Source organism: Rhizobium indigoferae, assembly GCF_034554815.1.
Lineage (GTDB): Bacteria > Pseudomonadota > Alphaproteobacteria > Rhizobiales > Rhizobiaceae > Rhizobium > Rhizobium leguminosarum.
In genome coordinates, this window is sequence record NZ_CP140635.1 from 4532501 (window position 1) to 4547698 (window position 15198).

Here is a 15198-nt window from a genome sequence, read left to right on the forward strand (position 1 = left end):
TAAGACAGGCTGCAAGCGAGCTGCTCGGCGTAGCTCCAATAAAGCAGACCTGTCGAACACGTTAATGGCATTGTTAGAAAGCGTGATTGTAAAAGGTAATCACGCATGTTTGGCCCGACTGCACGGCAATCGCAAGGTTGTCCGGATGGTCGGATTTGGCACCCCGCGAGGCGAAAGCGAAGCGGACAAGGTCTGCCAAATCAAACAAAGACGATGAGCATTGGCAATGAGAACGATTAAGTGTCGTAAGGGCATTTGGTGGATGCCTTGGCATGCACAGGCGATGAAGGACGTGATACGCTGCGAAAAGCCGTGGGGAGCTGCGAATGAGCTTTGATCCATGGATCTCCGAATGGGGCAACCCACCTTAAATACCTAGAAAATCTGTTTTGTTGCTTTGGCTGCGAGGGACTTCCTTCGTAGCGCAAAGCGCGTCGCCGGTTATCCGGCGCGCCGTCCGCAGGCCTTTGGCCGTGAGGACAAAACAGGTTTCTAGGTATTGTGATAAGGTATCTACACCTGAATACATAGGGTGTAAGAAGCGAACGCAGGGAACTGAAACATCTAAGTACCTGCAGGAAAGGACATCAACCGAGACTCCGCAAGTAGTGGCGAGCGAACGCGGACCAGGCCAGTGGCAATTGTGATTAAAGTGGAACGCTCTGGAAAGTGCGGCCGTAGTGGGTGACAGCCCCGTACGCGTAGATATCATGATTGTCCTAGAGTAGGGCGGGACACGAGAAATCCTGTCTGAACATGGGGAGACCACTCTCCAAGCCTAAGTACTCGTGCATGACCGATAGCGAACAAGTACCGTGAGGGAAAGGTGAAAAGCACCCCGACAAGGGGAGTGAAATAGAACCTGAAACCGGATGCCTACAAACAGTCGGAGCCCGCAAGGGTGACGGCGTACCTTTTGTATAATGGGTCAACGACTTAGTGTAACAAGCAAGCTTAAGCCGGTAGGTGTAGGCGAAGCGAAAGCGAGTCTGAATAGGGCGATTTAGTTTGTTGCATTAGACCCGAAACCGAGTGATCTAGCCATGAGCAGGTTGAAGGTTGGGTAACACCAACTGGAGGACCGAACCCGCATCTGTTGCAATAGATTGGGATGACTTGTGGCTAGGGGTGAAAGGCCAATCAAACTCGGAAATAGCTGGTTCTCCGCGAAATCTATTTAGGTAGAGCGTCGAGCGAATACCCCCGGGGGTAGAGCACTGGATGGGCTATGGGGACTCACCGTCTTACTGATCCTAACCAAACTCCGAATACCGGGGAGTACTACTCGGCAGACACACGGCGGGTGCTAACGTCCGTCGTGAAAAGGGCAACAACCCTAACCTCCAGCTAAGGTCCCCAAGTCATGGCTAAGTGGGAAAGGATGTGAGGATCCCAAAACAACCAGGATGTTGGCTTAGAAGCAGCCATCATTTAAAGAAAGCGTAACAGCTCACTGGTCTAAATAAGGGTCTTTGCGCCGAAAATGTAACGGGGCTGAAGCCATGCACCGAAGCTGAGGATTTGCGAGCAATCGCAAGTGGTAGCGGAGCGTTCCGTAAGCTGATGAAGGGAGACCCGTGAGGGCTCCTGGAGGTATCGGAAGTGCGAATGTTGACATGAGTAACGATAAAGAGGGTGAGAGACCCTCTCGCCGAAAGACCAAGGGTTCCTGCTTAAAGTTAATCTGAGCAGGGTTAGCCGGCCCCTAAGGCGAGGCAGAAATGCGTAGTCGATGGGAACCACGTTAATATTCGTGGGCCTGGTGGTAGTGACGGATTGCACAAGTTGTTCATTCTAATTGGATTGGATGGGCAGCGGAGCGGTTCCAGGAAATAGCTCCACCGTATAGACCGTACCCGAAACCGACACAGGTGGTCAGGTAGAGTATACCAAGGCGCTTGAGAGAACTATGTTGAAGGAACTCGGCAAATTGCACGCGTAACTTCGGAAGAAGCGTGACCCCATGCTAGGCAACTATTATGGGGTGGCACAGACCAGGGGGTAGCGACTGTTTATCAAAAACACAGGGCTCTGCGAAGTCGCAAGACGACGTATAGGGTCTGACGCCTGCCCGGTGCTGGAAGGTTAAGAGGAGAGGTGCAAGCTTTGAATCGAAGCCCCAGTAAACGGCGGCCGTAACTATAACGGTCCTAAGGTAGCGAAATTCCTTGTCGGGTAAGTTCCGACCTGCACGAATGGCGTAACGACTTCCCCGCTGTCTCCAACATAGACTCAGTGAAATTGAATTCCCCGTGAAGATGCGGGGTTCCTGCGGTCAGACGGAAAGACCCCGTGCACCTTTACTATAGCTTTACACTGGCATTCGTGTCGGCATGTGTAGGATAGGTGGTAGGCTTTGAAGCGGGGACGCCAGTTTCCGTGGAGCCATCCTTGAAATACCACCCTTATCGTCATGGATGTCTAACCGCGGCCCGTTATCCGGGTCCGGGACAGTGTATGGTGGGTAGTTTGACTGGGGCGGTCGCCTCCGAAAGAGTAACGGAGGCGCGCGATGGTGGGCTCAGACCGGTCGGAAATCGGTCGTCGAGTGCAATGGCATAAGCCCGCCTGACTGCGAGACTGACAAGTCGAGCAGAGACGAAAGTCGGTCATAGTGATCCGGTGGTCCCGCGTGGAAGGGCCATCGCTCAACGGATAAAAGGTACGCCGGGGATAACAGGCTGATGACCCCCAAGAGTCCATATCGACGGGGTTGTTTGGCACCTCGATGTCGGCTCATCGCATCCTGGGGCTGGAGCAGGTCCCAAGGGTTTGGCTGTTCGCCAATTAAAGCGGTACGTGAGCTGGGTTCAGAACGTCGTGAGACAGTTCGGTCCCTATCTGCCGTGGGTGTAGGAATATTGACAGGATCTGTCCCTAGTACGAGAGGACCGGGATGGACATATCTCTGGTGGACCTGTTGTCCTGCCAAGGGCATAGCAGGGTAGCTATATATGGACGGGATAACCGCTGAAGGCATCTAAGCGGGAAACCCACCTGAAAACGAGTATTCCCTATCAGAGCCGTGGAAGACGACCACGTTGATAGGCCGGGTGTGGAAGTGCGGCAACGCATGAAGCTTACCGGTACTAATAGCTCGATCGGCTTGATCGTTCTCATTGACTATGCTCATCTCAAGGCGACCGCAAAGCGGTCGTCCGGATCGATGTGCCAGAAGGGAATAGGCAGTCGGCAATAGCCACTCCGCATTCGCTTCAAAGACGTGTTCAAAATGCGATGACAATATCACTTCTGCCTGTTGGCAGATGCCTATTGCCTCATCCTCCAGCTTCTCAAAACATATAGTTGCGCTTTGCCGACCTGGTGGTTATGGCGGGGTGGCTGCACCCGTTCCCTTTCCGAACACGGCCGTGAAACGCCCCTGCGCCCATGGTACTTCGTCTTAAGACGCGGGAGAGTAGGTCGCTGCCAGGTCTGCAAAGCGCAACTAATCAATCTTCTCATCACTAAACAAACGGCCCAAAGCCGAAACAAAAGGGCCGCTCACAAAGCGGCCTTTCGTGTTATAATACACCAGCAAATCCCAGCGATTTGCTCATGGCGCGGGGTGGAGCAGCCCGGTAGCTCGTCAGGCTCATAACCTGAAGGCCGCAGGTTCAAATCCTGCCCCCGCAACCAAATACACAAAGGCCCGCCTCGTGCGGGCTTTTGTGTATCTCGTAACGGGTCGAGGATTTAACGCCTCCTCAGGGGCCCGCCAAGAAGGCGAAGCCGACGCAGCGGGACAGAAACTTCAAATCCTGCCCCCGCAACCAAATCCCAAATATACGAACATTGACACACAAATGCCCGCCACTCTGAACTGACCCCCGAAAGTTGGACATCCACCTTCGGGGGTTTTGCATGTCCAATCACAGCCTGGCTTTTAAGCTTTCTGTTGTGGAGTTTTATGAGAAGGGCGAGCGTAGTGCTCGGGAGGTCGGCGCGCACTTCGCGGTAGACCATGGGACGGTTCGCAAATGGGTAGCAAGCTATGAGGCGCATGGGGTTCCAGGTCTTGCGAAGAAGTTCAGCCACTACGATGCAGCATTCAAGCTATCGGTTCTCCAGCGGATGTGGAAGGATGGGCTCTCCTACCGCCAGACGGCGGCGCTGTTCGACATCCGCAATAAGGGTTGCCTTTCGGATTGGGAGCGACGCTACGAGACTGGTGGGATTGATGCACTGACCTCACGCCGCAAAGGAGGCCCCCGATCGATGTCCGAGCCGCCGATCCCCCGGGAGCCGCAAGCTTTGCAGAGCGACGAGGCGAAGAGCCGCGAAGAACTGCTGTCGGAACTGAACTATCTGCGCATGGAGAACGACTACCTAAAAAAACTCGAGGCCTTAACGCGCAAGCAACCAGCGCTCAAAAAGCGCAAGTCGTCCAGGCGTTAAGGCCACTCTATCCGCTTGACGACGTGCTGAAGCTTTCGGGCCTTTCCCGCAGCACGTTCTACTACCGGCAAAGGATGTCGCAGCTGGCCGACAGGCATGCTGCGCTCAAGGACAGGATCAAAGCCATCTTCGAGGCTCACAAGGGCTGCTACGGCTATCGCCGGGTGACGGCGGCGATCCGCCAGCTCGGGCAGACGGTCAATCATAAGACGGTCCAGCGCCTGATGGTCGAGATGGGATTGAAATCGCTGGTACGGCCGAAGAAATACCGCTCCTACAAAGGTGACGTCGGGCGCACAGCCCCCGACCTCGTCAAACGGCAGTTCACTGCGCAGGCAGCCAATCAGAAATGGGTCACCGACGTCACCGAGTTCAAGGTCGCCGGCGAGAAGCTCTATCTCTCGCCGGTCATGGACCTCTACAATGGCGAGATCATCGCCTACGAGACGACCACAAGGCCGGTCTTCAAACTGGTGGAAAGCATGTTGAACAAAGCCTTGAGCCGGCTGGGGAGCAATGACAAGCCGATCCTGCACTCCGATCAGGGATGGCACTACCAGATGCCAGCCTATCAGCGACAGCTTCAAAAATGCGGCATCGCCCAGAGCATGTCACGCAAAGGCAATTGCCTCGACAACGCCGCCATGGAAAGCTTCTTTGCCACCCTTAAATCCGAGCTCTTTCATCCCAATCGCTTCGTCAGCATCAAAAGCCTGAAAGACGGCATCGACGACTACATCCACTACTACAATCATCAGCGCATCAAGTTGAAACTCAAAGGGCTGAGCCCTGTGCAATACAGAACTCAGCCCTTAAATCTAACCAGCCTTTAAACCGTCCAACTTATTGGGGTCAGTTCACTCCGGCGGGCTTTTTGGCGTCTAGTCTAAGGTACATCGCAGCAACAATCGTCAATGCAGACGCGGTCGGCGTCGCTCGCTGAGATGACGGCCCCGGTTCCAGCTGGCGATGGTCTAAAGAAAAGCCCGCCTCGTGCGGGCTTTGTGCGTTTGGTAACGGGGCGAGGTTAACGCCTCCTCAGGGCGTCGGCGCGGTCCATCATCATACAAAACGAGCCTCCGCTGCAGTACATAGCTAATCCCAGGTTAGCCTTATTGCGACTTTTTACCGAACGTATCGAGTGCAGCCAGCTCGTCCCCTTGTCTATGGCCATGGTGCGCCTACATCTCTACAAGATATGGTTGCAGTTACGCAGGTCCCACACGAGTGCCTTGCGGTTGATGATTTTGGAATTGCCAATGATCTGGAACCACCGCATTACCCGCATTCTGATCGGCATATCACTGTTCGCGCTTGCCATCGTACTTTTACTGCCCGGCCTGACTGGCTTTACAAGTCTCGACGGTACAGTCAATGCGCGATTTGCGATCGTGAACGCTCCTATCGACGGCGAAGTCGCAGAAACGCCCCCAAAAGTTGGTGCGCGCGTGTCGGCAGGAGCGCCGCTCGCCGTGATACACAATGCCCGCGTGAACCGCGCAATACTGACTTCGCTGCAGGCCGACCACATGACTGCTGTCGAACATGTTGCGGCGCTAAAGCGGGAACGCGATGAGCTTGTACGCCTTCGTGATCAATTGGGCGCACGCATGGAAGTCTTTACGCGCACAACCGTTGCCGACTTGGAGCGACAAGTTGAAATTCTAAACAAACGGGTCAAGGTTTCCAAGGCGCAGGACAATGTCGCGCAAGTCGACTTTGACCGGCGGCTCGCGCTTGAGGCGAAGGGTATCCTGTCCACCAAGATGGTCGAGTCCGCCCGAGCCGCCTGGGAAGCGGCGGGGGGCGAACTCGAAATCAGTGGCTTGACCGTAGCCCAGCTCGAACAAAAGCTGGAAGCCGTTCGCAAGGGTGTTTTCGTTTTCGGTGACGGCCAGAACGACGTGCCCTATTCTCGCCAGCGACAGGATGAGGTCATCGTTCGGATCAACGATCTCAATACGCGCATCGCCGAAAACGAAACACGGGGCGCGCAGGTACAGATGCAGCTGATTGAGGAGGAAAACCGCGTCCGCAGTCTCACTTCGGCATCAGATCCATCACCTTTCGACGGAGTCGTGTGGAGTAGCAACATCGTCAACGGCTCGAACGTCATCCTCAATACCGAGCTGATGCGCATCCTCGATTGCAGCGATCTTTTCGTCGATATCCTTGTTCCGGAGGTCGATTACCAAGAGATTTATCCAGGCCTTGCTGCGGAGGTGCGCTTGTTAGGCGGAGGCGAGGCCTTCAAAGGCGTTGTCCTATCGGTAAGAGGCAGTTCCGCGGTCGCCGAGAAGGACACGCTGGCAGCCAATCAGCCCGAAACAACCAAACGCAACGATCGAATACGCGTCGGTCTGGCTCCCTCCGCTCTCAATACGGATTATGCGAACTTTTGTCAGGTGGGGCGTTCTGTTCAGGTGCGCCTTCCCAAACCTAACATCCACATATGGAACTGGGTAGAGAGCCTGTGGTTCAGTATCTCATAGCACTGGCTCCGACATTTTCGGTTTTGGCGTTCTTTTTGCTTGGGCCTTTCAACTGGTCGCGTAACTATAGCTCGACGCGCGCAATCACATGCGTGGTCGTTGGCGCCATTGCGTTGCGCTATATACTCTGGCGGTTATTCGAGACGGTACTTCCCTATCCCAACAATGGCCTCAACTTCTACTGGGTCTGGTTTCTGTTCATCATAGAAATCCTCGCATTCTTCGAAGTCGTGCTCTTCCTGGTTTTGATGAGTCGATACGTGGACCGGAGCGCAGAAGCAGACAGGCTCGCGCCAGACTTCTTTAGAGGTGACGAGGATGAATTGCCCACGGTGGATGTGTTCATTCCTACCTATAACGAGCCGCTCGACGTCCTGGAACGGACGATCATAGGGGCGCTTGCGCTCGATTATCCGCAAGACAAGCTGAAAGTCTACGTGCTCGACGATCAACGTCGTAATTGGCTCAAGGCCTACTGCGAGGAGAAGGGAGCAATCCACGTCACACGGCCCGACAACAGCCATGCCAAAGCCGGCAACATGAACAATGGTCTGAAGGTCAGCTCCGGCGACTTCATCGCGATATTCGATGCTGACTTCGTGCCCTATCGTCACTTCCTGCGCCGGACGCTTCCCTTCTTTTCCGATGCGACCATCGGCATCGTTCAAACGCCACAGCATTTCTTCAATACCGATCCGGTGCAAACAAATCTCGGTCTCGAAAATATCTGGCCGGACGAGCAGCGTTTGTTCTTTGATGAAATTGCACCGAGCCGAGATATCTGGGACGTCAGTTTCTGCTGTGGGTCATGCTCAATCGCGCGACGCAAGGCGATCGATGAGATTGGGGGGTTTCCAACGGAATCCATCACAGAGGATCTGTTGACCACCCTTTCCATGCTCAACAAGGGTTACAAGACCCGTTACCTGAATGAGCGCCTGTCGATGGGATTGGCCGCTGAGAATCTGACTGGCTATTTTGTACAGCGTGAGCGCTGGTGTCAGGGGGGAATTCAAACACTTTATCTTCACAACGGCCCACTGCGGGGACCTGGTCTGTCGCTTTTTCAACGCATCATGTTCCTTCCGCTGTCGTGGTTGGTGCAGTATCTGGTGCGCTTTACGATATTGATCATCCCGATCATATATCTCTGGTTCGGCTTGCTGCCGCTCTACTTCACCAACGCTGCAGACTATATCTCCCATCAGGTGCCGTTGCTGACGGCCTATTTCCTTTTGATGCTCTGGATAACACCGACCCGATATTTGCCTGTCGTATCGAGTGCCGTCGGGGCTTTTTCGACGTTTCGGATGTTGCCAACCGTTATTTCCAGTGTGGTGCGTCCCTTCGGCAAGCCATTCAGGGTGACCCCGAAGGGCAGCGGCAACGAGGCGATCGGATTTGATGGATACAGCCTTGCCTGGATAGCGGCGTTGATCGTGGCGACGGCCATCGGTCTTGTCATCAATATTGTCCCTGAGACCTCCCATATCGAGGCGCAGTTCTCGCCGATTGCGGTTTGCTGGTCGGGCATCAACATTCTCGTTCTCGCTATTGCGTCCTTGATCTGCTTCGAAAAACCGCGACGGCTCTTCGATGCGTTCAAACTTGACGAAGCGGTTCACGTCGACGGTGTTTCCGGCCGCATAGTCAGTCTGGCGCTCGACAAGGCAGTCGTTGCTGTGCCACCGGAGACGCGCTTTGCATCCGCCGATGTCACGCTGTCACTCGAGGGGTTCTCGCCCTTCAAGACCGAACTAAGGACGGTCACCCAAAGACGAAGGAGCATTGCCCGCTCAGGCGACAAGGAGGCCTTCTACCTGCACCTTTTTTTCAATCTTAGCGGTTCGCCCCGCGATAAAATGATCGTGAAACTTTATACCGGGCGTTACTCCCAGGACGTTCGTGACATTGACAAAGTCGCTGTCTCGATCAACCTTCTGCTTCGGACATTCGGTCGGACCCGGACGCTTTGAGCGAGGCGTTTCCCGGCCCGGCAGCCGGCCAATCACCAGGCCGGCCGCAGGTTCAAATCCTGCCCCCGCAACCAGATACACGAAAGCCCGCCTCGTGCGGGCTTTCGTGTGTTTGGACACTGGGCATCGCGCGTCCACAACAATCGTCAATGCAGCCGCAGGCGGCGCCGCTCGCTCAGATGACGGCCGCGGCTCCAGCGGGCGAGGGTCTCCGGCACGACGTCCGTCTTGCGAGCGGCGGCCTCGGCACTCATGCGGATCCGTTCAAGGGCAACACCCGCCTTGGCGGCATAGTCGAGGGCGGCCGGATCGTCCGAATGCACCTCCTGGATCGCGGCGAAGACGGTCTCCGCCTCGGCCAGCCGTCTGCTGGCCGCAAGGGCGATACCGCGCTTGTAATGCGCCTGGATGAGATGCGGCCCGATCTCGCCGACCCGGCGGAAGGTCTCGGCGGCCTGCTCATATTGATGTAGCGCAAGCTGCGTGTCGCCAAGCCGCATATGGATCGGCGTCGGATCGGGCGCTTGCTCGACGAGGGCCTTGTAGGCAGCCAGTGCCTCCGTCAGCTTGCCCCGGTCGAACAGCAGATTGGCGAGCCCGAATTCCGCGCCGGTATGGCCTGGAGCCGATTGCAGGACCTGGTTGAAGGCGATCTCCGCCTTGCTCCGGGCCCCATTGCGGTACATGTCGAGCGCCTGTTCATAGACGAAACGAATGCTGCGCGGGTTGAGCGCGCCATGCAGATTCTGGCCGCTGCGGGTGCGGAACAGGGTGCAGCTGATCCGCCTTTCCTCTACCCCGAACATGTACTTATAGGGTTCGTTTCCGCGCAGGAAGTCATAGGTCTTGAAGCCGTGCTCAATAGCTCGCCGGATGCAGTATCCATGCAGGATGAGGCCGGGAGACGGCGTCTTCCAATTCTCGTCGCGGCCGGTGATATAGAAGAGGATGGCCTTCCTCTGCCGGTCGACGATATTCGCCAGCGCGCCGAGCGGCTGGTCGCCATGCCAAAAGACCGGCACCTCGAGATTGCCGCAGTGGAAGCTGTCCATCAGCATCTCGCGCGTGGTGATGATCAGCCGCTCGGTCCGCTCGGCGCCTTTGCGGGCACTCCATTTGATCCGCCAGAGATTGAAGAGGATGTCCATGTCCCGATCGATGGTCTCGGGAGTTGCCATCGTGATCCGGTAAATATCGTCGCCTTCGACCTTGCGCAGGAACCGCCGGAGCTTTTGGCGCGTCTGGCTGCTCATCCGCTGCTCGAGATAGTCGTCGAAGCTTGCCGGCAGGGGGACGATGGGACAGATCGTATTGTCGATATTCTCGCTGTTCTTGGGCGAGCTGTCGCGAAACATCACCTCCGGTCCCTGCAGCGCCTCGATCATCTTCTCGCGCCGGCCGGCAGGGCCGCTGAAATATTCGAGCTTCAGGTCGGTCCAGTTCTGATGTTTGAGAAACGAAGCAAAGCCGGCAATGGCATGATGCTCGTAATCCGGTCTGACGATGAGACCGGTATAATCGGCCGCAAAATTCCCGGCCATGATGATCTCGTCGTAGAAGAGCCCGGTCTTCTCGTTCAGATGCGTGATGAGGCGCAGCGGAAAGAAGGCGACATAAGGTGCTTCGGGGTCGCGTTCGCGCAGAGCAAGGATGAACCAGCGGCGTCGGCGGGACAGATAATTCTTCAGCCAGATCCAGGAGAGGAAATGCTGCGCGTCGGGGTCTTCCATGAAGACCTTATCCCAGTTGTCGCGTACCGCCTCGAGCCCGGCAATGGTGTCGATGATATCTATGCGCATGCCGCCCCCCAATACCCCATACGTCACTCGGGAGATTTCATTCTAATGGCAAACACCGATCTTCAAATAAACCGTCCGGATGATTTGCAGGACCTAAATGTGATTAGTCCGGAGCCGGCGTATAACCCAAAATCGCGACCCGTTTTTGGTGGAAATCATGCATAGATTCAGAGTGATAGAGCGTAGCGCCTCTTGGAGGACGGCGCGCTTCAATGTACATCGCCCGAAAGTGTGCAGCGGTTTTGAGAACATGCATACATAAGGATTAGGTCAGAGCTCACCGGCGATCTGCGGGCTCGCATGGATGAAGGCCCAGAGCGTCCGGCTGATGGCGACGATTTCGGCGATCGACTTTTCCAGAAGGTCGATCTCGCGTGCGTCCATCTGCTCGATCTTGCCGTAGCGGATCTCCTTGTCGTCCTCGACGAGCCGCATCAGCTGCGTGCTCGAGATCTCTCCCTTATCGTCGAAGGAATAGATGCAGTGATTGTATTTGTTGCGTGTCTTGGATTCCTTCTTCAGCCGTGACATGGCCGAAAGGATCGCCTTGCGGTCGGAAGGAGAGGTCGAAGCGAGCTTGGAAAGCCGTTCGATGAGATCGATCCGGGCGCGCGTCGTGTTGAGCGTCAGGAACACGACGATTGCTGCTTCCTTTTCGACCCGGAGAAGATGGGCGATGATGTAGATCAGCAGGCTTTCGGTGTTCGTCCAGACATAGTTCAGCCGGCCGACCCGCAGCAGGACATCGGACATCGCCGCCATGCTTGACCCTTTCTCCCCGGAGGGGATCCATCCATGAAGGATGGCATATGGACATTACATCAGAACAACGGGCAAGTCCGTCGCATTTACCGGATCGCGGGCGATCAGCGTTCCTTGAAAGCCCGCGACATGCTGTCGGTGATTGGTTTGCTCAAATATTCGAAGAAGGTGCGTTCCGACGTCTGGATCAGTACTTCGGCCGGCATGCCGGGAACGGGATGGAAATTGTGCACCCGTGCAATCTCGGAATCGGGTATTCCGACGCGGACGATATAGACGTCCTTGACTGAAGCTCCCGAATTTTCCTCGATCGAATCAGCTGAGACATAGAAGACCTTGCCCTGCAGAACAGGGGTCGTGCGCCGATTGAGCGCCGTGAGGCGGATCGAGGCCGTTTCGCCCTCATGCAGCTGATCGATCGAGGTGCGCAGCACCTGCGCTTCCAGGATCAGCGGCACATGCGCGGGCAGGATCTCCATGATCGGCTTGCCTGTCGTGATGACACCGCCGGCTGTGTGAAAATAGGAGCGCACGACCGTGCCCGACACCGGCGAACGGATGGTGGTGCGTTCGAGCACGCCGGCGGCCTCGCGCATCTGTTCGCGCACGCTGTCCAGATCGGTTTCGGCGGTCTCGAGCGCATCGAGCGCCGCCTGCTTGTTGGAGTTGACGGCGATGACGGCTTCCTGGCGGAATTTGGCGATCTCCGCCTCGCTCTCGTTGAGCTCGCCGTTCAGTCGAGCAATGTCGCCCATCGCATCGGCGATCGCCCGTTCGATGGCCAGGAGATCCGTCTTGCGCATATAGCCGACCTTGACCAGTCGGGCCTTGGAATCGCGTTCCTCGGTCAGCAACGACAATTGCCTTTCAAAGGATTCTCGTTGGCCCTTATAGCCGGCGAAACGGTATTCCAGCGACTTGATGTTCTTCTCGATCAGATTTAGCTGCTCCTCGAGCTTGATCTGCTTGCTGTGGAAGACGACGTTCTGGCTCTGGATGATCGCGTTGATGTCGGGATCGCTTGCCTCTTTCATCACGATATCGGGAAGTTGGAATTCGCGCAGGCCCTGCGCTTCGGCGCGGAGCCTTGCGACGACAGCTTCCAGGCGCAGCCGACGAAGCTGCAGCATCCGCTCGTTCGAGCGGGACGCCGTGGGGTCGAGGGTCAGCAGGATATCGCCTTCCTTGACCGTATCGCCCTCGCTGACGCGCATCTCCCTGATGATGCCGCCTTCCAGATGCTGGACGATCTTGTTGTTGCCGGTCGCGACGAAGCTTCCTTGCGCGATAACAGCGGAAGCAAGCGGTGCCGTCGCCGCCCAGAAGCCGAAGCCTCCGAACGAGGTGAAGAGAACCGTCAGGCCGACGATGCTGTGCATCCGGATCGAGCGCGGCACGTCGCTATACCATTCGAGCTGCACCGGACCGGTCGTCTCCTGCTTTTTCCGTCCCATGTCGTTCATCCTTCGATGCGCGGTGCTTGTTGACCGTTATTGCCGTTGTTCTTGGAAAGCGCCTGCAGCACCTCGATCCTTTCCCCGAACATGGCGACAGTGCCCTCCTTGAGCACGAGGATCTTGTCGACGCATTGGAGAAGGGCTGGGCGCTGGGTGATGGTCACGGTGGTGATGCCCTGCTTCTTGGCATGGATCAGCGCCCTGGCAAGCGCTGCCTCGCCCTGGGTATCGAGGTTTGAATTCGGCTCGTCGAGGACGACGAATTTGGGGTTGCCGAAAAAGGCGCGAGCCAGCGCAATGCGCTGCTTCTGGCCGCCGGAAAGCGGAGCGCCATCGGCCGCCACGATGGTTTCGTAACCCTGGGGGAAGCCTGCGATGAGCTCGTGCACGTCGGCAAGCACTGCGGCTTCGTAGATCTGATGATCGTCGACGTCGTCGCGCATGCGGCAGATATTGGCCTTGATCGTACCGGGAAAGAGCTGCACGTCCTGCGGCAGATAGCCGATGCTTTCGCCGAACTGGCGCTGGTCCCAGTTGCGCAGATCCATCAGATCGAGGCGAACATTTCCCGATGTCGGGACGATCGAGCCGACGAGCATCTTGCCGAGCGTCGTCTTGCCGGACCCGGAATTGCCGATGATCGCAAGCGATTCCCCCTTCCTGAGCGAGAAGGAGATGCCGTTGAGAATGACCTTCTTCTGCGGCGGCGGCACGAAGAGAATACGTTCGACATCGAGCCGGCCTTCGGGATTGGGAAGGCGCAGGCGCGGGAAGTTCAACGGCGAGTTCAAGAGCAGGCTCTTGATCCTGCCATAGGCGGCGGCCGACCGGTTGAACTGGTGCCAGCCTTCGATGGCGCCTTCGATCGGCGCCAGCGCGCGTCCCGATATGATCGAGGAGGCAATCACCATGCCGCCCGTCAGCTCGCCCGAAAGCGACAGGTGCGCACCCCAGCCGAGCAGAGTGACCTGGGTGATCATACGGCAGGCCTTCGATATGCCGGAGAAGATGATGTTGCGGTCCTGCGCCTCGACTTGCGATTTCAGCGAGCCCGCCGTTTCCCGGCCCCACATCTTCACCGCTTCGGGGATCATCGCCATTGCGTTGATGATCTGCGAATTGCGCGACATGGAATCGAGGTGGAAATTTGCCCGGCTGAGGTAGCCGTTGGATTCGGCAAATTGCCGGGCGGTGAATTTCTGGTTCAGATAGGCGATCACGAAAAGCACCGCGCAGCAGGTCATGATGATGATGCCGAGATGCGGATGCACGAAATAGACAACGACCACGAAGAACGGCATCAGCGGCGCATCGAGAAACGCGATCAGCGTGCCGGATGTCAGGAAGCCGCGCAAAAGCTGCAGGTCCTGCAGCGTCTGATAATCCTTGCCGCTGCCATGCAGCGATGCCCTCGCCGCGGCGCTGAGGATCGGCGCGCCGAGCTGCACTTCGAGTTCCACCGCGGTGCGCATCAAGATGAAGCGCCGCACCGAGTCCATGAAGGCCTGCAGCAGCACAGCGCCGATCACGGCGATCGAGAGCATGACGAGCGTATCGATGGAGCGGCTCGTCAGCACCCGGTCGGATATCTGGAAGAGATAGAGCGGGATTGCCAGCAGAAGGACGTTGATGGCGATCGTGAACATCATGACGACCACCATGTTGCGTCGCACCGCCGCCATGCCCCGCGAGAGGCTGGCGGCGAAATTCACAGGCTCGCTGCGCTTGTGAAAACCGCCGCCACTTCCTCCGCCCCCGCCCCCGCCGCCCCCGGGATCGGAATCCTTGCCATTTCCGCCGCCGCCGGTGCGCAGCCGCCTGTCACTCTCGCTGATCGGGCCACTTTCGCCGTCGATGGTCTTGCCGAAGGGCATCGTCGGGCTCGATTTGAGCTCGGTCTTCTCTTTCGGCAGTTCGGGGGGCACCCGCGCCTCGATCCGCGGTTGGGCCGGCGCTTCCACCGGTTTTGCTGTCGCCGGGCTCTGCGCCACGGCGGCAGGAGTTTTCACATCCGAGCCTTCCGCCGTCACCGTTTTCTGCGTCACGGGCGGCTGAGTTGTACTTGCGCCTCCGATATCGGCAGCCTCGCGTGCCGCAACTTCGACCGTCTCCTTGCCGCCGTCGGGAGACGAAGCAACGGCGCCGCTGAGCCTGCGAAGATTCTCGACCGCCTGGTCGATCGCGGAAATGCACACATCGCTCATCGCAGCGTCCGAGGGGGCAGCGGAAGGAATATTGCCCGACCTCAGATCGAGGGCGCTGCCTGCCGCAAAGATTTGTTTTGAAATCTGGTTCATCGTGGTTCCTCCGCAAT

Annotated in this window: 7 protein-coding genes, 1 tRNA gene and 2 rRNA genes; 6 read left to right on the forward strand and 4 right to left on the reverse strand. The window is 57.1% G+C overall.

The window, feature by feature from the left end; all coding sequences use genetic code 11:
• The first annotated feature begins 234 nt into the window (after positions 1-234).
• The 6 genes from U5G49_RS22235 to U5G49_RS22260 all read left to right on the forward strand — a co-directional run bounded on the left by U5G49_RS22235 (position 235) and on the right by U5G49_RS22260 (position 8866).
• Positions 235-3114, forward strand: a 23S ribosomal RNA gene (locus tag U5G49_RS22235).
• Between the two features lie 206 nt (positions 3115-3320).
• Positions 3321-3435, forward strand: a 5S ribosomal RNA gene (rrf, locus tag U5G49_RS22240).
• A 127-nt stretch (positions 3436-3562) separates the two neighbouring features.
• A tRNA-Met gene (locus tag U5G49_RS22245) sits at positions 3563-3639 on the forward strand.
• 225 nt (positions 3640-3864) lie between these two features.
• Positions 3865-5231, forward strand: a protein-coding gene (locus U5G49_RS22250; protein ID WP_370090368.1) for an IS3 family transposase whose coding sequence is annotated in 2 segments (ribosomal slippage) — positions 3865-4342 and positions 4342-5231 — 1368 coding nt in all. Because the reading frame shifts where the segments join, the coding sequence is not laid out codon by codon here.
• 426 nt (positions 5232-5657) lie between these two features.
• Positions 5658-6890: an HlyD family secretion protein gene (locus tag U5G49_RS22255; RefSeq protein WP_018244204.1), complete on the forward strand. Its 1233-nt coding sequence runs from the start codon at positions 5658-5660 to the stop codon at positions 6888-6890.
• Positions 6872-8866, forward strand: coding sequence for a glycosyltransferase (locus tag U5G49_RS22260; RefSeq protein WP_018516412.1), 1995 nt, complete (start codon positions 6872-6874; stop codon positions 8864-8866). The genes U5G49_RS22255 and U5G49_RS22260 overlap by 19 nt, the downstream gene beginning before the upstream one ends.
• Positions 8867-9012: 146 nt before the next feature.
• Here the strand turns inward: U5G49_RS22260 and U5G49_RS22265 are convergent, their stop codons facing one another.
• The 4 genes from U5G49_RS22265 to U5G49_RS22280 all read right to left on the reverse strand — a co-directional run bounded on the left by U5G49_RS22265 (position 9013) and on the right by U5G49_RS22280 (position 15181).
• Entirely contained in the window at positions 9013-10665 is a 1653-nt protein-coding gene (locus U5G49_RS22265; RefSeq protein ID WP_193446512.1) for a GNAT family N-acetyltransferase, read from the reverse strand.
• Positions 10666-10935: 270 nt separating this feature from the next.
• A complete protein-coding gene (locus U5G49_RS22270) occupies positions 10936-11427 on the reverse strand; it encodes a hypothetical protein (RefSeq protein ID WP_018244207.1) in 492 nt (163 codons plus the stop codon).
• A gap of 104 nt (positions 11428-11531) precedes the next feature.
• Entirely contained in the window at positions 11532-12881 is a 1350-nt protein-coding gene (locus U5G49_RS22275; RefSeq protein WP_026188567.1) for an HlyD family type I secretion periplasmic adaptor subunit, read from the reverse strand.
• Positions 12882-12886: 5 nt separating this feature from the next.
• A complete protein-coding gene (locus U5G49_RS22280; RefSeq protein ID WP_193446511.1) occupies positions 12887-15181 on the reverse strand; it encodes a type I secretion system permease/ATPase in 2295 nt (764 codons plus the stop codon).
• Positions 15182-15198: the final 17 nt, after the last annotated feature.

Bases quoted from the DNA above. Each gene is read 5' to 3' on its own strand.
- U5G49_RS22280 (WP_193446511.1), bottom strand. From the start codon at position 15,181: ATGAACCAGATTTCAAAACAAATCTTTGCGGCAGGCAGCGCCCTCGAT.
- U5G49_RS22255 (WP_018244204.1), top strand. From the start codon at position 5,658: ATGATCTGGAACCACCGCATTACCCGCATTCTGATCGGCATATCACTG.
- U5G49_RS22265 (WP_193446512.1), bottom strand. From the start codon at position 10,665: ATGCGCATAGATATCATCGACACCATTGCCGGGCTCGAGGCGGTACGC.
- U5G49_RS22275 (WP_026188567.1), bottom strand. From the start codon at position 12,881: ATGGGACGGAAAAAGCAGGAGACGACCGGTCCGGTGCAGCTCGAATGG.
- U5G49_RS22270 (WP_018244207.1), bottom strand. From the start codon at position 11,427: ATGGCGGCGATGTCCGATGTCCTGCTGCGGGTCGGCCGGCTGAACTAT.